The following is a 20,376-nucleotide window of genomic DNA, read 5'->3' on the forward strand; positions in this document are numbered from 1 at the left end:
ATTCTTCTTTCAAATAAAAATAAGCAGTTCCGTTATTTATAATGATATCAAATCTTTTAGGAGGAAAAGTAAGTTTTAAATAATTATTTTTTGAATATATATAACTTAGATTTAAAATTATTTTATCTTTTTCTTTTTTACATAATTTTAAAGCATCTGTTTCATCTGATTTAATGGAAAAAATCAGTTTTTTGGGCGAATTTGAAAAAGTTAAAGCTTTTGAACAGTTAAGAGTATACTTTTTTACAGTTGCATTATTTGAAACTAATTGAAAAGAAAGATAATAATCGGCAAAAAGAAAAAGGGGGAAACTAATTATTATTAATAAATTTATTCCACATCCTTACATCAAGTTTTAAATTCATAGTTACATAATAAATCCCGTCTTCAAATTTTTCCGCCTGAATATCGGCTCCTCTAATTACACCTTCAACGTAAGTATTGACATCTGAATTTTTAAGCATTAAATCTTTTACAGTTTCTTTTGCATTTACTTTTACACCATACATTTTTTCTGCAAGCTGTCTGTATGCATCCGCAATTGCCGCGCGTCTTGCCAAAATTTTAGCCTGGGCGGCATTTAGGGCATCAACTGGGGCAACACCTTCACCAGTTACATAAAGAGTGAGTATGTCACTTTTTTTTGATTCGGGTTTATTCAGAATAATATTTTCATTATATTCTTTATTTACTGCAACTTTTTTAGAAACCGGCTCTGTGTTTTTATTTGTCACCTGTGTACCTGCACATCCTATAAACAATAATGACACTGCAAGAATGATTTTTTTAATCATTTTTAACCTTTTTGTTTTCAAAATCGGAAAAAAAAGAAAAAACTTTAATTATTTTCTTCTTCTATTTCATCAGTTTCACTTGGAGTTTTGGCAATACTGACTACTTTATCCCCACTGTCGAGTTTTACTATTCTTACGCCCTGGGTATTTTTACCTGTTTTGGATATTGAATCTATACTGACCCTGATCATTTTACCGCTGCTTGTTAAAACCATCAAATCATGATTTTCTTCTGTGGCCACCACACCTACCAAATCACCTGTTTTGTTGGTAAGCTTCATAGCAATTACGCCTTTTCCGCCTCTGTTGGTTAATCTGTAAAGGTTGGCTTCGCTTCTTTTACCAAAGCCTTTTTCACTTACGCTTAAAATTTCCTGATTCTCATCTTTAAGAGCAAGGGCGCCTACCACCTCATCGCCTTGAATTTTAAAGGTAATACCTTTAACCCCTCTGGCCCCTCTCCCCATTTCCCTTACAGTATCCACAGGAAATCTTATGGCCTGTCCTTTCTTTGTAACAATAAAGAGCTCTTTATCCTCAGGCTCTACAATTGTAGCTGTTACAAGTTCGTCATTTTCATCTATCGTAATTGCCCTGACTCCTGTACTTCTTACATTTTTAAATTCATTTAAATTTGTTCTTTTAACAATTCCGTTTTTTGTAAAAAATGCCAAAGATCTGTTTTCATCAAAATCGCTTGTTCTGATAATAGTCTGAATCTGTTCGTCTTTGTCAAGGTTAATTAAATTAACTATTGCTTTACCTTTGCTGGTTCTGCTTCCTTCAGGAATTTTATAAACTTTCAGCCAGTGAAGCTGACCTTTGTTGGTAATAATCATCAATGTATCATGCGCATTGGCGACATAAAAATCCTCTATAAAATCATCCTCGTATGTTGTAAGCGCTTTTTTGCCTTTACCGCCTCTGTTTTGTCTTTCATATATTTTAAGAGGAACCCTTTTTACATAACCTCTGTGAGTTATAGTTAACACCATTTCTTCATTTGGAATTAAATCTTCTATATCTATTTCATCATAATCGTCTACAATATCGGTTAGTCTTGGGGTAGGATATTTTTTCTTAATTTCAAGAAGTTCGTCTTTAATGACACCGTTTAAAACTTCTTCGCTTTTTAAAATCGAATTTAAATATTCAATTTTTTCCATTAACTCTTTATACTCTTTTTCAAGTCTTTCAATTTCAAGAGAAGTCAGGCGGGAGAGTTTCATATCAAGAATCGCCTGGGCCTGGATTTCACTGAGTTCGAATCTGTCTATTAAATTAGCTTTTGCTTCTTTTGTATCGGCAGATTTTTTGATTAATTCTACAACTTCATCTATATTAGCGAGTGCAATTCTAAGCCCTTCTAATATATGAGCCCTTCTTTTGGCTTCTTCAAGTTCATAAATTGTTCTTCTGATAACAACAGTTTTTCTGTGTTTTATAAAAATATCAAGAAGTTCAAAAAGGTTAAAAAGTTTTGGCTGTTTGTCATAAATTCCAAGCATATTCACGCCAAAACTGACCTGCATTTGTGTATGCTTATAAAGATTATTTAAAATAATTTCGCTCATTGCGTCTTTTTTAAGCTCTATTACAACCCTGATTCCCTCTCTGTCGCTTTCATCTCTTACTTCACTTATTCCGTCAAGCACCTTATCTTTAACCAAATCACTGATTTTTTCTATCAGTTTTGCTTTATTCACCTGATAAGGAAGTTCGTCAATTACTATTACTTCTTTATTTCCTTTATGTTCAATATGATGTTTTGCCCTTATTTTAATAGAGCCCCTTCCTGTTTTGTAGGCCTCTATTATTCCACTCTTACCGAAAATTGTGCCTCCTGTAGGAAAATCCGGACCTTTTACAAATTTCAAAATATCCTCAAGTTTTGCATTTTTATTATCTATCATATAAATCAATGCGTCAATTAATTCACTTAAATTATGCGGAGGAATATTTGTAGCCATACCGACGGCAATACCACTGCTGCCGTTTACCAAGAGATTTGGAAACCTGGCGGGTAAAACAACAGGTTCTTTTTCACTGCCGTCATAATTCGGAATAAAATCAACGGTATCTTTATCTATATCTTTAAGAAGCTCTTCGGCTATTTTGGTAAGCCTCGCTTCTGTATATCTCATAGCGGCGGCGTTGTCACCGTCAATACTACCGAAGTTACCCTGCCCGTCAATCAAAGGCATTCTCATAGAAAAAGGCTGGGCCATTCTTACAAGCGCTTCATATACGGCACTATCACCGTGGGGATGATATTTACCTATTACATCCCCGACTATTCTTGCAGATTTTTTATATAGAGAACTGGCACTGATACCCATTTTATACATTGCATACAGTATTCTTCTGTGAACCGGCTTTAAACCGTCCCTTACATCAGGCAAAGCCCTTCCCACAATCACACTCATTGAATATTCTAAATAACTTTTTGCAAGGGTTTCTTCAATACTTACAGGAATTATCTGCATTTAAATCCTTTTTTAATTAATATTATACCAAAAAAGACGCAGAAATTAAGGAAAGTAAAATCTTTAAAGACTGACAAAATTATTTTTGCAAATCATTATTTTTATAAAATTTAAGACAAATCAGCCAGTACTATACTCAAATATACATTCACCCCATATTGGGATAAAACCTCTTTTGCCTCATTCAGGGTAGTGCCGGTTGTTTTTATATCATCGACCAAAATGACATCTATATTTTTAGGCCCTGAATATTTAAAATTTCTTGGATTTTTTAATCTAAATTCAAGAGACTCTCCAGCATATTTAACATTATTTGCGGAATGTAAAGAGTTAAACAAAGGAGTTAAAAATTTATTTTTCATTGATCTTGCAAGTATTGCCGTATGGGAAAAACCTTTTTTTATCTTGTCATCAACAGGAATTACAAAAAATTTTTCATTAATGTTTTGTGCAAAAATTTTAAATGAATTTTCGGCCAGAATTTTAAAAACCCTGTCTCCGAATCTGTGATATTTGTATTTGACAAGCCATTCAATTTCGTCATATCTGTAAAAACTTACGGTATTGTTTTTTATTTTTATATCGGGCTTTAAATATTTTTTCTGGCATTCTTTGCAGATAATTTCAAAACTGAAATTATTGCAGATTATACATTTAAAAATCTTTGTCCTTCGGTTTGTGTTTAAAAAGCAAATACAGAGCAATTGCTGCACCTATACTAAAAACACCACCGCCTGCAAGAACCAGATTGTCATTGCCCGCCGTGGTTCCGCCCATAATCATACCGACAGCCACAAACATTATAAGTGCTGCGCTTACCCCCATTTTTTCTCCGGTTGTCAGTTTTCTGTTTTGTAAATCGTGCATTAATTTCCTTTAAAATGAATCATATAATTATAATTGAGCAAATCTTCTTTACTTTCACATTCTGTAATTGAAATATATTCTCCCGAATTATAAAAAAAAGAATACTGGTCAAACTCTTTTGCAATATTCAGTGCGTCGTCTTTTTCTATATCATAAACTATAAAAGAATATTCGCCGTGATCAAACAGCTCCCCCACACTCGAAAAATATTCATATCCAAATGTTTTCAATATAACTTCAAGTTCGGTATTTTTCAAAAAATTTAAAAAATCGTTTAAAATAAGACCTTTGGGATTATGAGCAGTTATTATTGCAAATTTTCTTTTTAAGACATCATAATCATCGGGAATAAACTGAAAAGAAAGCCACCCTCTCCCACTGATTGAATTAATTAAAAATTTTGTATATTTTAAATAATCTTTATATTTTTTTTTAAAATCAAGAACTATTTCTTCATCAACCATTAAAGCATCTTCCGCTTCGTCATAAATACATTTTCCTTTATAATCGCCTATTCCAATAACATTAAAACGCATTTTTGCCTCTTTTGGTTTTTTTCCATTTTACACAATTTTTTTTATTTAATCAATATGTTATAATACAAATTAACAATAATAAAACGGAGTTTGGAATGAAAAAATTTTTATTCATACTGTTATTGATTTTTTTTAGCGGATGTTCTATCAAACAGGCATTAAAACACGACCCTTTTTATGAAAAAACACTAAAATATACCCAAAGAGCCCAAATATTAATTCTCTAGAGACAAAATCGTTAATTGATGCGGTTTATTTAAATAACTTGTATAAAAATAAATTCGAAAACCCCGCTTTTTTAATAGGAATTTATAATGATTTTGATAATCAGTTAACAAACCAGGAATTTTCAATTTGTTTAAACGGACAAAAGCCTGTTAAAATTTCCTCCAAAATACCTAAATTTATTTTATATAAAAATTTCCCTTTTTACAATTCCTGGATGAGTTATTATTTAGTAAAATTCCCAGATACAGGCAAACCTTATATTTTAGAATATAAAAGCAAAGACTGGGGAGAGGTTAAGCTCATTTTTTAAGTAGTTTATGCAAAGTTAAATTTTTATCTCCGAAAATATGGGAATAAATAATATAATTGGTTATAACTTTTTTCCCATATTCTCTTGATTCATCTAAAGGAATTAATTCCATACTCAAAAAAGGCTCATATTTCCCCCTGTATTTAAAATTTGGAATTACTTTTCTCTTTACAAATCCTATTCCTCCGTTATAAGCATAGGCAACCATTAAAGGGTCTTTAAGTTTTGAAAAAAGCCATTTCAAATGTTTTACCCCTAATATTATATTTTCTCTGCAATTAAACTGCCTGAAAACATCTCCTTTCATAGCTCTTACCAAAAACGGCATTATCTGCATAGTCCCGAGTGCGTAGCTTCTGCTTACACTTGAAGGAATAAACCTGCTCTCCTGCCTGGCTATTGCATAAACAAACGATTTAAAACTTATGTTTTTATCATTATAAATATCGGGTGTTATAAATATATTAATTTTATAATTAAAAGCCTTGTCCAAAACCAAGGCCTTTAAAGCAAGCGTTTCATTATTGTCAAGTTTTCTGGCAAAAGCAAACAAATCTTTTGACCTTTTAAAATCATCAAAAAATTTTAAAATATCCCAGGGGTTACTTTCATTGTACTCAGGGGATTTTACAGAATTATAAATAATTTTATTTTTTATGAAAAATTTTTTATTCGCCTCTTCATATGCAAAAAGTGTATAAAAATCTATTCTTGTCCTTTTAAGCAGGGCGTTAAAATATTTTTTTTCATTTGTTAAACGCCACAGCCAGAAATCTGTTTTTGAATTTTTCGACATGCTTTGTAAGATATTTAGTGCCAATTTCTCTTTATTGCATTTCATAGCATTTAAAAAAAGCCACCATTTGGATTTTTTGTCCAAATTCTTATAATTAATTTTTAAAAGAGAATCGGAAAGTTTCGGTAAATTGTTTAAAACAACACTTTTTACAAACATATAAAAATAACTGTCTTCAAAAATAGAAAAATTATTTATATACTGATCAATTCTTTTGTCCGGAAAATTCAAAATAAAATAATAGCCCAGATTCCTGTTTTTGAAAATTTTGGAAAAATCATCATCAATAAAGCATTTTATGGCTTCTTTTACTTTGCCATTTGCAAGTTTAGTATACAAATTAATTAATGTTTTTTTATCAAGCGTTGAAATTGTTTTTAGGGTTAACCCTCCGCCCTGAATACAGGAAACATCCACATCGTTTAAATATTCTTTTTTTACATTTATACATTTATAAATGTTTTCAAAAAGTTTATCTTTTTGAGCCAATATTTTTAAATGTAAAAAAGGCTTTGGTTTATAAAGGGAATTATATGCTTTATAAGCCAAAACAGTGGAATTTGTCTCTTTCATAAATTCCGTAAGATAAAAATCCCGTACATAACTTTTTGGATGTGCAAGTATATTTGATAGATTCAGCGAAAAAAGAAAAAGAGGAATAAATAAAATAATTATCATAAGCTCATAATTATATTATTAATAAGTATCTGCAAAAATTCCAAAGCCAATATTAAAACAATCGGTGCAATATCAAACCCTCCGAAACGAGTAGGGATATAACGTCTAATCCATCTGTAAACAGGCTCCGTTACATTCCACAAAAACTGAACAATCGGATTGTAAGGATTTGGCTGCACCCAGGTTATCAAAGCGGCAATAATCACGACCCATACATATATGCTTATTATTAAATTAATAAACTGCAAAATCGATATTAAAATAGCATTCATTTTATCTCCTCTTTATTATTTCTTTAAGATACTGCAACATTGCTGTATATAAATCTTTTATTTCCGCCCCGTGTTTTTCATTTATTAAAAGTTCCCTCAAAGGCATAAAAAGTTTTTTACCTTTAAGAGATGTGTTTTTCATAACTCTTTTTTTAAAATCATCATAACTCTCTTCCAATTCATTTTCTAAAATCTCTTTTTTTAATATTTCTCTTTGCTGTTTAAACTCTTCATCTTCGCTTTTTTCAAAAATCTTATTAAATTTTTCTTTTATCTCTTTTAAAGTAGAACTTTCGTCTCTTAAAATCTCAAGCAGATTTTCATAAATTTTATTTACTTTAAAAAGTTTAAATAAATCAGTTAATTTTTTCAAATGCTGCTGATTTATAAATTTAAGTTTTTCTATATCAAATTTAGCAGGTGCACGGGAAATTTTTGTTAAATCAAAAAATTTCACAGCCTCTTCAAGGGTAAATATTTCTTTTTCGAAACTGTTTCCAAGCAATATCAGGTAATTGGCAATGGCTTCGGGTAAAAAGCCTTCGTCAAGCAGCCATTTTACACTGCTTGCATTATCGCGTTTGCTCATTTTTTTGCCCTCAGCATTTAAAATAATAGGCAAATGCGCATATTCTATTTTTTTATCATATCCGATTAAATGTCTTATATGAATCTGTTTTGGTGTATTGCTTAAATGGTCTTCCCCCCTGATAACGAGAGTTATATCATAAATCATATCGTCAATTGCACAGGCGAAATTGTATGTAGGGGTTTTATCGGCCCTGAGGATAATAAAACTGTCGACTTCAAACGGGGAAAATTCCATCTCTCCTTTTATTAAATCTTTAAATTTTATATTTTTATCGGGCTTTTTAATTCTTACAACATATTTTTTATTTTCTTTTATATATTTTTGGAGTGTTTTTTCATCTAAATATTCGCATTTACCGGAATATCTGTAAGGTCTTTTTTCGATTTTTGCCTTTTCTCTTTCAAAATTAATATCAGCTTCCGTGCAAAAACAGGCAAACGCTTTTTTTTCTTTTAAAAGTCTGTTTGCCATTTCCCCATGCAGATGAAAATTTCCGGACTGATAAACAACCTGGTCATATTTTATTCCAAAAAGATTTAGAATATCTAGTATTTCTTTATCTTTTCCCTCGATATTTCTTTCTTTGTCCGTATCCTCAATTCTTACAAGATATTTTTCTTTTCTCTGTTTTGCAACTATATAATTAAAAATGGCAACCCTTAGGTTTCCAATATGCATATCCCCTGTTGGACTCGGCGCAAATCTTAACATTTATTTCCTTTAAAAAAATTTAAATACGGCTAAAACAATCATAATGATAAATACAAAATAGTTAATCCAGTATAAAATATTATAAGAATTATATGTAAATTTTTTCTTTTTTATTAAAAAATAAAATAAAATTATATTTTCTATCATAACTGCTATAAAAAATGTAAGTTTCACATGCAGCCAAACACCGGTTTTTGCCGCCGCCGGGTTTAATAAAATCAGTTTTGTCCCGTCAAATAAAACCAGCAACATAAAAACAAGGCTCAAAACACCAAAAAAAAATTTATCTTTTAAATCATTTTGTAAAGATTTGATAAACTGCAGAAAAAAGACTCCGTAACTAAAAAATAAGATTATATGCATACCATAAATCCAAAAATACATTTTTTAACCTTTTTGATGGAAATTATAACAAAAATTAAAACAAAAAACTCAAATATTTAGTGTCTGATACTTTTTTAAATTTTAATTAATAAAAGCCCGAAAGGGCTGAGAATTATTTATGATATCTGCCGGCTTCTGTACCGTTTACCTTAACCACTATAAAGTCTCCGTCTATATCAAATTCCACTTTGTCACCATCTTTAACTTTGCCTTCAAGAATAAGTTCTGCCAATGTATCTTCTATAACTTCAGCCATTGCCCTTTTAAGAGGTCTTGCACCGAATACCGGGTCAAATCCGACATCCGCAATAAAATCTTTTGCGCTTTCGCTTAAGATTAATTCAATATCCCTGTTAGCAAGTCTTGTTGTAATTTTTCTTAAAAGTATTTCAACAATCTGTTTAACCTGTTCTTTTCCTAAAGGATTAAATACAACCACATCATCAAGCCTGTTTAAAAATTCAGGTTTCATCCTTCTTTTTAGTTCCGCCCAAACAGCTTCTTTTCTGGCCTGAGCATCTTTTATTTCCATAATAATATCGCTTGCAATATTACTTGTTAGAATAATTATTGTGTTTTTAAAATCAACCGTCACACCTTTATTGTCTGTAAGCCTTCCGTCATCAAGCACCTGCAAAAGAATGTTAAACACGTCCGGATGTGCTTTTTCAATCTCATCAAACAATACCACACTGTAAGGTTTTCTTCTCACAGCTTCGGTTAACTGGCCGCCTTCTTCATATCCCACATATCCAGGCGCGGCACCGATTAGTTTTGATACAGAAATTTTATCCATATATTCGCTCATATCAAATCTTATCATTGCCTTTTCATCATCAAACAAAAATCTTGCTAATGTTTTTGCTGTTTCTGTTTTACCAACTCCTGTCGGTCCTAAGAACATAAAGCTGCCTATCGGTCTGTTTGGATCGCCAAGCCCGGCTTTATTTCTCTTAATTGCCCTTGCAACAGCTTTAATAGCCTCATCCTGTCCGACAACCCATTTTTTAAGCTCGTCTTCAATATGCAATATTTTTTCAAGTTCGCTTTGAAGCATTTTATTTACAGGAATTGCAGTCCATTTGCTTACAACATCGGCAACCGCTTCTTCATCTACAGCATTTTTAAGAAGAGTTCCCTCTTTTTGCATTTCTTCCCATTTTTTCTCAAGTTCTTCCACTTTTTTTCTGAGTTCTACAATTTTTCCGTATTCAATTTCGGCAGCTTTTGTAAAATCACCTTCTCTTTTTGCAATTTCAGCCTGGGTTTTTAGTTTTTCAATTTCTTCTTTTGTTTCGGCAATAGATTTTAATACTCTTTTTTCTTCTTCAAATTTACTTTCAAGTTTTCTTTTTTCTTCTTCAAGGTTTGCAAGTTCTTTTTCTATTTCATTTAATCTTTTTTCTATTTTTTCTTTATTTACGCTGCTTTCAAGCTCAAGCTGCAAAGCTTCTTTTTCCACCATAATCTGCTCAATTTCTCTTTTTATTTTGGCAAGTTCAAACGGTTCGCTTTCTATTTGCATTCTAATCTCAGCTGCAGCTTCGTCAATTGCGTCAATTGCCTTATCTGGTAAAAACCTGTCACTTATATATCTGTCGGTAAGTTTTGCCGCCGCAACCAAAGCTTCGTCTTTAATCAATACCTGATGGTGGGCTTCTAATCTTTCTTTAAGACCTCTTAAAATTCTGATTGCCTCATTTACACTCGGCTCATCGACCATTACAGGCTGGAATCTTCTTTGAAGCGCAGCATCTTTTTCAAAATATTTCCTGTATTCTTTCAAAGTTGTCGCACCTATGGTTCTTAACTCTCCTCTTGCAAGTGCCGGTTTTAAAATATTTGCCGCGTCCATACTTCCTTCGCTTGCACCTGCCCCCACAATTGTATGAATTTCATCTATAAATAAAATTACATCTGGATTTGCTTTTACTTCATCAACAACCGCTTTTAGCCTGTCTTCAAATTCACCTCTGTATTTTGCCCCTGCAATTAATGCCGTCATATCAAGCGCAATCAATCTTCTGTTTTGTAAACTTGTAGGCACTTCCTTTTTTACAATTCTCTGGGCCAGACCTTCGACCAGTGCCGTTTTACCGACACCAGGTTCACCGAGCAATATAGGATTATTTTTTGTTTTTCTGATTAAAATCTGCATCATTCTGTTTATTTCTTCGTCTCTTCCGATTACCGGGTCAAGTTCACCCGCCCTTGCTTTTGCCGTTAAGTCAATTCCATATTTGTTTAATGAATCAAGATTTTCATCCGCACTTTTACTCTCAATCTTTTTCTCTCCTCTTATTGCTTCAAGTGTTTTTTTAAGTTCCATTAAATCTACAAATTTACCAAGTGTATCTTTAAATGAATCAATATTTGCAATAAGCCATGTGTCAACAGCTATATATTTATCCCCAAATCTTGTGGCAAGCGCTTCGGAGTTTTGCAGACTTTGGATTAATTCTCTTCCTATTTTAATAGATTCTTTTGTAATATTGTCTACCTTTGGGAGTCTGTCAACAGCGCTTTTTAATTCAAGTTCTATTGCCGTTTTATCCACCCCCATTTTATTGAATGCCTGGTTAAGCACTGTATTTGTATTTGTTACAAGCCCCCATACCACATGCAACGGATGCACTTCAGGGTTTTTATTATGAAGCGCCAGACTTAGCCCGCTTTCAATTGATTCCATCATCTGATTTGTTAATTTTTCGAATAATTTTTCCATTATCTTCCTCCTTAAAGTTTTAGTTAATGTTATTATATCAAATTGAGTGCGTTTATGTCAAGTTTTTAATGCATTTTTTTATAAATTTTTTAATCTACTCACAACTCACTACTCACTATTTTCACTACTCACTATTTTCACTACTCACTATTTTCACTACTTACTATTTTATGCCATTGAAATTTATTTCCAATTATAATAGAATTTCATAAAAAAGGAATTTTTTAATGAAAAAATTAATCTTAGCCGTTTTTATGGTGGTTTCATTATTTGCAGAAACCAAAGAAACTCGTCTCGCAGCTTACGAAAAATTTGTAAAAGTGGTAAATATTATAGAGGCATATTATGTGGATGAACTTAATACAACCACTATAATTAATAAAGCACTAAAAGGTCTTTTACCAAATCTTGACCCACATTCGAGCTATCTTGACAAAAAGGCTTATCAGGAATTAAAAGTTCAGACAACAGGCGAATTCGGAGGCTTAGGAATTGTAATAGGCATAAAAAACGGTGTTTTAACAGTTATATCACCAATTGATGACACCCCGGCATATAAAGCGGGACTAAAAGCCGGAGACATTATTTTAAAAATAAACGGCAAAGCAACACTTGATTTGACACTTGACGAAGATGTCAATTTATTAAGAGGAAAACCTGGTACAAAAGTAACTCTTACAGTCGTAAGAAAAGGAAAAACATTTGATGTAACAATTACAAGGGCAATTATTAAAATCAAATCGGTTAAAGCTTATGCTCTGCAAAATTATCCTTCCATCGAATATATAAGAATCAGCAGCTTTGATAAAAATGTTGTAAGTTCTCTTAAAAAAATCCTTCTAAATCTTAAAAAATACCATAAAAAAGGTATTATAATTGATTTAAGAAACAATCCGGGCGGACTTTTGAACCAGGCTGTGGGCACGCTCGATTTATTTATCGACAAAGGCGTTTTAGTTTCACAAAAAGGAAGGGTCCCAAGTGAAAATCAGGTATTTTATGCACACTCAAGCGGAACATACAAAAACATTCCTATCGTTGTACTCGTTAACGGGGGAAGCGCAAGTGCAAGTGAAATAGTGAGCGGGGCACTGCAAGACAAAAAAAGAGCAGTTATAGTGGGAGAAACCACTTTTGGAAAAGGAAGCGTTCAGGCGATTATTCCTGTTAATAAAAATGAAGCGGTAAGATTAACGGTAGCTAAATATTATCTTCCGAGCGGAAGAACCATTCAGGCAAAAGGAGTTATACCGGATATTATAGTTCACCCTGCAAAAATAGAAAAAGTTAATGAAAACAAAGAAGGTTTAATTAAAGAATCCGAACTTAAAAACCATTTAAGAGCTGAACTAAATAAAACTAAACCTAAAAAAACAAAATATAATCAAAAAATTAAAAAAACAGACAATGATTTACAACTGATTACAGGGGCGAATATTTTAAAAGCACTGATAATTGCGAATCAAAAATAAGGAGAATAAATGCAACTTTTATATGAAGGAAAAGCAAAAAGAATATACAAAGCGCAAAATCCGGATGAAGTAATATGTGAATTTAAAGATTCCCTGACAGCTTTTAACGGTGTAAAAGCGGCAAGCGAGAGTGGAAAAGGAGAATTAAACTGTGCCATTACCACACTGATTTTTGAAGCTTTACAAAAAGAAGGAATACCGACACATCTGATAAAACAGATAGACAACACTAAACTGCTTGTTAAAAAAGTCGATATAATTCCAATAGAAGTGGTACTCAGGAACATTGCGGCAGGAAGCCTGTCTAAAAGGCTTGGACTTAAAGAAGGTAAAAAACTGCCTTTTACCATAATAGAATTTTATTATAAAAATGACGAATTAAACGATCCTTTAATAAATGACGACCATGCAATGATTTTAAATTTGGTAGATAATAGAAAAGAACTTGACATATTAAGAGAATACGGCAGAAAAATAAATGAATTCTTAACCGGATTTTTCGATAAAATCGGGCTTATTTTAGTTGATTTTAAAGTGGAATTCGGCAAAGACAAAAACGGAAATATTATTTTGGCTGATGAAATAACACCCGACAGCTGCAGATTATGGGATAAAAAAACAGGTAAAAAAATGGATAAAGATTTATTTAGATTCGATTTGGGAGATATTAAAGAGGCATACAGTGAAATATTGGAAAGATTAAAGGAAGCAAAATGAAAATAGCCATAAATGTTCATTTAAAAAAAGGGGTGCTCGACCCTCAGGGAAAAGCTGTAAAGCATGCTCTTGAAACGCTCGGCTTTAATAATGTGGAAGACGTAAGGGTCGGAAAACAGATTTTACTAAACATAAATACAGATAACAAAGAAAAAGCAATAGAGGAAGCTAAAAAAATGGCGGATGAGCTGTTGGCAAACCCTGTTATAGAAAATTATGAAATTGAGGTTAAATAATGTTAGTGGGGGTCGTTGTATTTCCGGGTACCAATTGTGACAGAGACACCAAATGGGCTTTTGAAAAAATAGGAGCCAAGGCTGAATTCATCTGGCATACCGATAAATTAAAAAATTATGATTTGGTAATACTCCCCGGGGGATTCAGCTATGGAGATTATTTAAGAAGTGGGGCAATTGCAAGATTTTCCCCTATAATGAATGATGTAACAGAGTATGCAAAAAAAGGCGGCTTTGTTCTTGGAATTTGTAACGGTTTTCAAATTTTACTTGAATCACATTTACTCCCTGGTGCCATGACAAGAAATGAGAATTTGCATTTTATTTCCAAATTTCACCATTTAAAAATAACAAACAATGAAAATAAATTTTTACAAAATTTTGAAGCCGGAGATATTATAAATATTCCTATAGCACATGCGGAAGGCAATTATAAAGTGGATAGCGAGACTCTAAAAAAAATGTATGATAAAGGGCAGGTAATATTAAAATACTGTGATAAAGACGGAAAAGAATTAAATCCAAACGGAAGCGACGACTCCATAGCCGGTATATGTAACGAAAATAAAAACGTATTCGGACTTATGCCCCATCCGGAAAGGGCGATGGAAAGTATTTTGGGAGGAAATAACGGTATAAAAATGCTTGAAGGATTCTTAAAATGAAAAAATTATTACTTTTTTTACTTATACCGGTTTTTATTTTAGCGTATAGAATTGATATTCAAAAATGGAATAAATTTTCCACATTTTACGGATTTTTAAAACAAAACAGCCTTCCATATTCAATTTATTATAATTTACCGGCAAAGCTTAAAAGATATGTAAGAAATATTGCAAAAAACGAAACAATTTTTATATTAAGGGAAAACAACAACTTTAAAGAAGCCCTGATTCCAATAAATTCACAAAAGCAGCTGCAAATCATAAAAAACAACAACAAATACTTTACCAAAATTATTCCTATAATTTACAATACAGAAGAAAAAGAAGTTCAGGTTACAATAAACAGTTATTTAAGTTATGATTTGTATAAAGCCACTCATTTAAGCATTTTAACCAATAAAATAATTAATATTTTTAATGACAGGATAAATTTTAGAACACTTCCAAAAGGAACAACAATTTCAATAATTTACGATGAAAAGAAAAGGTTTTCCGAAATCAGGGATGTAAAAATTATTTTTGCACAGATTAAAAACAGATTTTACAGCGTTAACGCATTTTTAAATCCTATTGATAACAGATATTATGATGAAAAAGGAAGAAGTCTTAGGGGAATGTTTTTAAAAGCCCCTTTAAGATATACCAGAATTTCTTCACCTTTTGGAATGAGGTTTCATCCTATTTTACATAAATGGAGAATGCATGACGGTGTTGATTTTGTAAATAAAATAGGAACACCAATCCACTCTGTAGCCGACGGTAAAATAATTTACAAAGGATGGATCAGGGGATATGGCAGAAGCGTTGAAATAAGACATAAAAACGGATATATGACTTTATATGCGCACCTTCACGGATGGCCAAAAGGAATATATGTAGGTAAATGGGTCAAACAGGGAACAGTTATAGGGTATCTTGGAAACAGCGGACTCTCAACCGGCCCCCATTTACATTTTGGCGTTATGCACAATGGAAAATGGATTAACCCCTTAAAATTAAAAAACAATGTAAAAATCACCCTTTACGGAAAAAAGAGAAGAAGATTTTTTGCTTATATTAAACAGTTTACAAAAGAAAACAATATTAATATTGCTCTAAAATGAGAATAATCTTTTTTTTATTTTCTTTTTTATTTTTATATGCAGGCAATTTAATAATTACGTACCCCAATTTACAAAAATTTTATTATAAAAACCAGATTATTAATTTAAAGGCCAAACTCATCACTTCAAATATAAATGATTTGAATTTTTCTTTAAATAAAGGGGAAATAAATTACACAAAGCCTAATCCTTATGTTTATTTATTAAATTTAAGATATAAAAACGACGGAAACAATACATTGTTTATTACATCCGGCGATGTTAACAAAAGCATAAATCTAAGTTCATTATATAAAACAAAAGCCGTTGAAAATATTCCAAAATTTTGTAATGTAACAGCACAAAATTTAAAGATAATAAATCCTATTTCCACCAATATAAACAATAAAATTTTATTATCATTTACTATTAAAACAAAAAATGCAAATTTAGAAGATTTTAAATTAACAAATGATGAAAATCTTACTGTGATTAATAAAAACGAAGCCGCCTATTTTACCTATTTACCAAAAAACACCAAAAATTTTATTTTTTATTATTTTAATACCGATATTCAAAATTATAAAAAAATATCTATACCAATAATTTTAAAAGAAAAAACAATAAGTACACAAACAGATATTAATCCGGAAGAAAAAACGTTTTTTACCCCTGTAAACATTCTTATTTTAGTTATAATTGCATTTTTTATATTAATTTTCTTAATTTATCAAAAAATTTTATTATTGATAATTCCGATTATTTTATCAATTTACCTGATTATCTCCATTTTTCCAAAAGGAGAAAAGGTATTAAAAAAAGATTCCAAAGTCAGAATTTTACCGACACAAAATTCAACGGTTTTTTATTCGCCTATAGTGGATACAAAAGTTGAAATTTTAAATATCAAAAAAAATTACACAAAAATAAAAATCGACGGTAAAACAGGATGGGTAAAAAATGAAAATCTTAAATAGTATTATCTCTTATTTAAAATTAATAAAAGCAGGCATTTGCCTTTTAATTACAGGGGCTTTATGCGGAATCGATCCTAAAAATGAGCTTAAATACCGTAAAAAATGTTCTCACATTCTTACAAATATGATTGCAAAAGAAGTAATTATAGAAGGCGAAATTGACAAAAACGCCAATATATTTTTAGGAAATCATACTCACAATTTGGATATAGCATTATTTGAATCAGTAATTGATGAAAAAACAATATGGATTGCAAAAGCGGAACTTGGCAAAATACCTGTTATTAAATATATGCTTACAAAAACAGATATGATTTTAGTGGACAGAAGCAATAAAGCTTCCACAATCAAAATGATTAGAGAAATAAAAGACAGAATTAAAAGAAATCTTAAAATAGCGGCTTTTCCGGAAGGCACAAGAAATAAAAAAAACCCTAAAAAATTACTGCCATTTAAAAAAGGCCTCAAAGGGGTGGTTGAAAAACTAAATTTAAAAGTTCAGCCGTTTGTAATAATAAATTTACCGTTTGCTTTTAAAAAAAATCCCTTTAGGGTGGAAAAACAGACAATAAAAGTTATCTTTTTACCATCTTTTTATCCAAAAGACAATCCAAACTGGTATGAAGATATGAGAGAAAAAATGCAGGAAATATTAAATAAAGAATATAAAAAATGTTGAATGATAAATGTTAAATGTTAGATAATGAATATTGATGTTGAATTTTAAATTAAAGGAGAGTTATGAAAATTGACACAATGTTAGCTATTGGAATAGGAGGATTTATAGGTGCAATTTTAAGAGCCTATACCGCAGGACTTGTAAACAGCGCTTTTAAACATGATATCCCTTTCGGAACATTAAGCGTTAACTTAATAGGAAGTTTTTTACTCGGAATATTTATAGCATTAATTCAATACGGAGCCATACAAAACGCCCATTTGAAATCACTCCTTACCACAGGGATGATGGGAGCATTTACAACCTTTTCAACATTTGCGGTTGAAAGTTTTTTTCTTATAAAAAACGGCCTTATTTTCGAATCACTTTCATATATTTTACTTAATGTTATCGGAAGTATAATATTGGCAGCCGCAGGATTTAAAGGTATAGAAGCCATCCTTAGATGAAAAATTTTAAATATCTTCTAATTTTTTTATGGTTTTTCTTTTTTATTTATCTTTTTTTTCAGATAATTGAATATATCAAATACAAAAAATGGTTAAAAAAAATTGAAAAAAACCCTCCTCCCAAAAAAATTTTGAATATCTTAAAATCTATTAAATATTATAAATTACTTCCTGAAAATCTAAAAAAAATTATAAATTTTAAAATTCAATGGTTTTTAAAAGAAAAAAAATTTTTCGGTATTTATACAGATATAACCGATGAAATAAAAACAAAAATTGCTTTTTATGCATGTCTGCCCACTGTAGCTTATAAATATTTCTGTTATCCAAATTTAAATTATATTTTTATATATCCCAATACAATCATTTTACACAAAAAAGAAATTGAAAATATCATCTCCAATGAAGAAATATTAATAGAAGGAGAAGCGACAAAAGACGCTGTAATAATAGTATGGGACAAAGCAAAAAAAGAAATTCAGAAATGTCACAGAAACGTAATAATACACGAATTCGCACATGAAATAGATTATAACAACGGAGCTATGGACGGAATACCCCCTTTGGAAGAAAGTAAAATAAAAGAATTTGCAAAAACAATGTTTAAAGAATATGAAAAATTTAAAGAAAACACCATTAAAGGAAGATTTTTGGGAAAATATCATCTTCTTGACAAATATGCCACAACAAACAAAGCAGAATTTTTTGCAGTTATGAGTGAATATTTTTTTGTAAGACCGGCAATTTTAAAAAAACATTTTCCTGATATTTACAAAGAATTGAAAAATTTTTATAAAATAGACACGTATAAAATTTTAGGAGAAAATATTTTTTGCTGAAAAAAATGACTCTAATTAAATGTAGATAATAAAAAAAACTACAAAGATAAAAATAATTAGTTAATTATTTTAAATTATATTATTAATAGAATTTTTATAATATACTTTGATATCAAATTTTAAGTGTCAGTCACTATTAAATACAATTTTTAATCTCCCATTATCCGTTAAATAGTGGCGGAGCCGACGGGACTCGAACCCGCGACCTCCGGCGTGACAGGCCGGCATTCTAACCAGCTAAACTACGGCTCCGTATGATAAAATATATGGTGGTCGCTGCAGGGCTCGAACCTGCGACCCCCAGCTTGTAAGGCTGGTGCTCTCCCAACTGAGCTAAGCGACCCATGGCGTCCCCAACGGGAGTCGAACCCGTGTCGCCGCCGTGAAAGGGCGGTGTCCTAGACCTCTAGACGATGGGGACAATGGTGACCCGTGTTGGATTCGAACCAACGGCCCTCTGCTTAAAAGGCAGATGCTCTACCGACTGAGCTAACGGGTCAATTGCCTTTGTGGACTGAAATTATAAGAAAAATTATACTTTATGTCAATAGAATTTGGCTTATTTTTCATATTTTTATAAAATTATTTATTTATAATAGGGTTTTTAGGAATATTTAAAATATCATTTACACTGTCTTTGTGACACTTCGTACAGGTATTTAATTTTTGATGCTCCGGAATAGGCGTATGAATAAGTTTTTCCCTGCTGTGACACTCAAAACAGTCGGCACCGCATTTATCCATTCCTTTTTGAGGATGGTTTGGATGGCATTTTGTACAGCTTTTTAAAAAATGATGTTCTTTGTAATATCTGTTTTGGGGATTATTTTCCATTTTCTTTAATTTTGGATGACATTCTATACAATCACTGCTGCATGCAAATAAAACAGCTCCTATAAAAAGAATCAATTTCTTCATTTACACTCCTTGTAATCCTTTTTACAGGCTTCTTTTAAGCAATATCGCGGTATTTTTCCGGTTAAAAAGTCCATTAAATTATCAAGACTTATTTGCATTATTCTAAAAAGAGCTTCTTTTGTATAATAAGCCATATGAGGGGTTGCAATAATATTTTCTTTTTTGCTCAAATTCCAATCGGGCAATACATCTGCGGCAATAATACCGTCAAAAGTTTCATAAACTTCTTTTTCAATAATTTCGGCTCTTGCCGGATTTATAATTACACTGCCTTTAAATTTTGAAATATTGTTTTTATTAATCAAATTTTTTGTATTAGGAGTCAAAGGAAGGGCAATAAATAAAAAATCACTATTTTCCAAAACTTCATCAAATGTGCAAAAATTAATACCTAGCTTATCATATATCTCTTTTTTTGTTCTTGAAAAACCGAATATTTCAGCACCAAATCCTCTTGCTATTTTTGCAATTTGTAAACCAATAGTACCTAATCCTAAAATACCTATATTTTTACCCTCAATTTCCGTACCTTTTAAATCTTTATAATTCAAATTGCCGTTTTTCAGCCTGTTTATTGCAATATAAAGTTTTCTATTTGCTTCAAGCAACAGTCCGTAAGCAAATTCCCCTACGGCAGGACCGGCATATCCTCTTACATTACTTACTTTTATTCCCCTTTTATAACATTCAACCAAATCAATATGGTCATATCCTGTTGAGCGGGTTTGTATATATTTTAAATTAGGAAATTCATCCAAAATATTTTTATCAATTTTAGAATGGACAAAAACACTTATCACATCAAAATCATATCTTTTTGCCTCATTGACAGTTTCTTTGTAAAAAAACGCTTCCACATCAATATTTTTTAAATTTTGCTTAAAAAACTCTTTTTCTTCTTCCTTTATTTCAAAAAAAGCTATTTTCATTTCCCATCCTTTTTGAACAGATATTCATATTATA

General features: G+C 31.2%; 22 protein-coding genes and 4 tRNA genes. 10 read left to right on the plus strand and 16 right to left on the minus strand.

The window, feature by feature from the left end:
- Positions 1 to 311 precede the first annotated feature (311 nt).
- The 5 genes from DZ65_RS0101455 to DZ65_RS0101475 all read right to left on the minus strand — a co-directional run bounded on the left by DZ65_RS0101455 (position 312) and on the right by DZ65_RS0101475 (position 4,683).
- Complete coding sequence (locus DZ65_RS0101455) at positions 312 to 794, minus strand: LPP20 family lipoprotein (RefSeq protein WP_051433534.1); 483 nt, start codon at positions 792 to 794, stop codon at positions 312 to 314.
- 44 nt (positions 795 to 838) lie between these two features.
- Positions 839 to 3,280: a DNA gyrase subunit A gene (gene gyrA, locus DZ65_RS0101460; RefSeq protein ID WP_024791119.1), complete on the minus strand. Its 2,442-nt coding sequence runs from the start codon at positions 3,278 to 3,280 to the stop codon at positions 839 to 841.
- 110 nt (positions 3,281 to 3,390) lie between these two features.
- Positions 3,391 to 3,984: a ComF family protein gene (locus DZ65_RS0101465; protein ID WP_236617331.1), complete on the minus strand. Its 594-nt coding sequence runs from the start codon at positions 3,982 to 3,984 to the stop codon at positions 3,391 to 3,393.
- Positions 3,935 to 4,147, minus strand: coding sequence for a hypothetical protein (locus DZ65_RS0101470; protein ID WP_024789162.1), 213 nt, complete (start codon positions 4,145 to 4,147; stop codon positions 3,935 to 3,937). The genes DZ65_RS0101465 and DZ65_RS0101470 overlap by 50 nt, the downstream gene beginning before the upstream one ends.
- Positions 4,147 to 4,683, minus strand: a complete 537-nt coding sequence (locus DZ65_RS0101475; protein WP_024791121.1) for a DUF3293 domain-containing protein — start codon at positions 4,681 to 4,683, stop codon at positions 4,147 to 4,149. The genes DZ65_RS0101470 and DZ65_RS0101475 overlap by 1 nt, the downstream gene beginning before the upstream one ends.
- 95 nt (positions 4,684 to 4,778) lie before the next feature.
- Between DZ65_RS0101475 and DZ65_RS11255 the strand changes: the two genes are divergently transcribed.
- On the plus strand, positions 4,779 to 4,910 hold the full coding sequence (locus DZ65_RS11255) for a hypothetical protein (RefSeq protein ID WP_255327414.1): 132 nt from the start codon (positions 4,779 to 4,781) through the stop codon (positions 4,908 to 4,910).
- Between the two features lie 300 nt (positions 4,911 to 5,210).
- Here the strand turns inward: DZ65_RS11255 and DZ65_RS0101490 are convergent, their stop codons facing one another.
- From DZ65_RS0101490 to DZ65_RS11260, 5 genes are all read right to left on the minus strand, one after another.
- Positions 5,211 to 6,695, minus strand: coding sequence for a transglycosylase SLT domain-containing protein (locus tag DZ65_RS0101490; RefSeq protein WP_024791123.1), 1,485 nt, complete (start codon positions 6,693 to 6,695; stop codon positions 5,211 to 5,213).
- Positions 6,692 to 6,967 (minus strand): YggT family protein, encoded by a 276-nt coding sequence (locus tag DZ65_RS0101495; protein ID WP_024786935.1) that lies wholly within the window; start codon positions 6,965 to 6,967, stop codon positions 6,692 to 6,694. The genes DZ65_RS0101490 and DZ65_RS0101495 overlap by 4 nt, the downstream gene beginning before the upstream one ends.
- 1 nt (position 6,968) lies before the next feature.
- Positions 6,969 to 8,270, minus strand: a complete 1,302-nt coding sequence (gene gltX / locus DZ65_RS0101500; protein ID WP_024791124.1) for a glutamate--tRNA ligase — start codon at positions 8,268 to 8,270, stop codon at positions 6,969 to 6,971.
- Between the two features lie 9 nt (positions 8,271 to 8,279).
- The gene (locus DZ65_RS0101505; RefSeq protein ID WP_024786937.1) at positions 8,280 to 8,654 is read right to left on the minus strand and encodes a hypothetical protein; all 375 of its coding nucleotides are present in this window, start codon (positions 8,652 to 8,654) and stop codon (positions 8,280 to 8,282) included.
- Between the two features lie 112 nt (positions 8,655 to 8,766).
- The gene (locus tag DZ65_RS11260) at positions 8,767 to 11,379 is read right to left on the minus strand and encodes an ATP-dependent Clp protease ATP-binding subunit (RefSeq protein ID WP_024786938.1); all 2,613 of its coding nucleotides are present in this window, start codon (positions 11,377 to 11,379) and stop codon (positions 8,767 to 8,769) included.
- Positions 11,380 to 11,606: 227 nt separating this feature from the next.
- Between DZ65_RS11260 and DZ65_RS0101515 the strand changes: the two genes are divergently transcribed.
- The 9 genes from DZ65_RS0101515 to DZ65_RS0101555 all read left to right on the plus strand — a co-directional run bounded on the left by DZ65_RS0101515 (position 11,607) and on the right by DZ65_RS0101555 (position 18,495).
- Positions 11,607 to 12,851 (plus strand): S41 family peptidase, encoded by a 1,245-nt coding sequence (locus tag DZ65_RS0101515; protein WP_024786939.1) that lies wholly within the window; start codon positions 11,607 to 11,609, stop codon positions 12,849 to 12,851.
- 9 nt (positions 12,852 to 12,860) lie between these two features.
- Positions 12,861 to 13,568 carry a phosphoribosylaminoimidazolesuccinocarboxamide synthase gene (purC, locus tag DZ65_RS0101520; RefSeq protein WP_024790558.1) on the plus strand — a complete coding sequence of 236 codons (708 nt, stop codon included), beginning with the start codon at positions 12,861 to 12,863 and terminating at the stop codon, positions 13,566 to 13,568.
- Positions 13,565 to 13,804 carry a phosphoribosylformylglycinamidine synthase subunit PurS gene (gene purS, locus DZ65_RS0101525; RefSeq protein ID WP_024790559.1) on the plus strand — a complete coding sequence of 80 codons (240 nt, stop codon included), beginning with the start codon at positions 13,565 to 13,567 and terminating at the stop codon, positions 13,802 to 13,804. Before purC ends, purS begins: the two co-directional genes overlap by 4 nt.
- Positions 13,804 to 14,469 carry a phosphoribosylformylglycinamidine synthase subunit PurQ gene (purQ, locus tag DZ65_RS0101530; RefSeq protein WP_024791125.1) on the plus strand — a complete coding sequence of 222 codons (666 nt, stop codon included), beginning with the start codon at positions 13,804 to 13,806 and terminating at the stop codon, positions 14,467 to 14,469. The genes purS and purQ overlap by 1 nt, the downstream gene beginning before the upstream one ends.
- Positions 14,466 to 15,572, plus strand: coding sequence for a peptidoglycan DD-metalloendopeptidase family protein (locus DZ65_RS0101535; protein ID WP_024791126.1), 1,107 nt, complete (start codon positions 14,466 to 14,468; stop codon positions 15,570 to 15,572). The genes purQ and DZ65_RS0101535 overlap by 4 nt, the downstream gene beginning before the upstream one ends.
- Positions 15,569 to 16,528 (plus strand): hypothetical protein, encoded by a 960-nt coding sequence (locus DZ65_RS0101540; protein ID WP_024791127.1) that lies wholly within the window; start codon positions 15,569 to 15,571, stop codon positions 16,526 to 16,528. Before DZ65_RS0101535 ends, DZ65_RS0101540 begins: the two co-directional genes overlap by 4 nt.
- Complete coding sequence (locus DZ65_RS0101545; RefSeq protein WP_024790562.1) at positions 16,512 to 17,207, plus strand: lysophospholipid acyltransferase family protein; 696 nt, start codon at positions 16,512 to 16,514, stop codon at positions 17,205 to 17,207. The genes DZ65_RS0101540 and DZ65_RS0101545 overlap by 17 nt, the downstream gene beginning before the upstream one ends.
- 62 nt (positions 17,208 to 17,269) lie before the next feature.
- On the plus strand, positions 17,270 to 17,656 hold the full coding sequence (gene crcB / locus DZ65_RS0101550) for a fluoride efflux transporter CrcB (protein WP_024786945.1): 387 nt from the start codon (positions 17,270 to 17,272) through the stop codon (positions 17,654 to 17,656).
- Positions 17,653 to 18,495, plus strand: a complete 843-nt coding sequence (locus DZ65_RS0101555) for a zinc-dependent peptidase (RefSeq protein WP_024791128.1) — start codon at positions 17,653 to 17,655, stop codon at positions 18,493 to 18,495. The genes crcB and DZ65_RS0101555 overlap by 4 nt, the downstream gene beginning before the upstream one ends.
- A 175-nt stretch (positions 18,496 to 18,670) precedes the next feature.
- On the opposite strand, the gene DZ65_RS0101560 is transcribed toward DZ65_RS0101555, so the two are convergent.
- The 6 genes from DZ65_RS0101560 to DZ65_RS0101585 all read right to left on the minus strand — a co-directional run bounded on the left by DZ65_RS0101560 (position 18,671) and on the right by DZ65_RS0101585 (position 20,342).
- Positions 18,671 to 18,747, minus strand: a tRNA-Asp gene (locus DZ65_RS0101560).
- Between the two features lie 15 nt (positions 18,748 to 18,762).
- Positions 18,763 to 18,838, minus strand: a tRNA-Val gene (locus tag DZ65_RS0101565).
- A 2-nt stretch (positions 18,839 to 18,840) separates the two neighbouring features.
- Positions 18,841 to 18,916, minus strand: a tRNA-Glu gene (locus tag DZ65_RS0101570).
- 2 nt (positions 18,917 to 18,918) lie between these two features.
- Positions 18,919 to 18,994: transfer RNA gene (locus tag DZ65_RS0101575), tRNA-Lys, on the minus strand.
- 83 nt (positions 18,995 to 19,077) lie between these two features.
- Positions 19,078 to 19,413, minus strand: a complete 336-nt coding sequence (locus DZ65_RS0101580) for a hypothetical protein (RefSeq protein ID WP_024791129.1) — start codon at positions 19,411 to 19,413, stop codon at positions 19,078 to 19,080.
- A complete protein-coding gene (locus DZ65_RS0101585; protein ID WP_024790564.1) occupies positions 19,410 to 20,342 on the minus strand; it encodes an NAD(P)-dependent oxidoreductase in 933 nt (310 codons plus the stop codon). Before DZ65_RS0101585 ends, DZ65_RS0101580 begins: the two co-directional genes overlap by 4 nt.
- Positions 20,343 to 20,376: the final 34 nt, after the last annotated feature.

Source organism: Lebetimonas sp. JS032 (genome assembly GCF_000523315.1).
Taxonomy (GTDB): domain Bacteria; phylum Campylobacterota; class Campylobacteria; order Campylobacterales; family Nautiliaceae; genus Lebetimonas.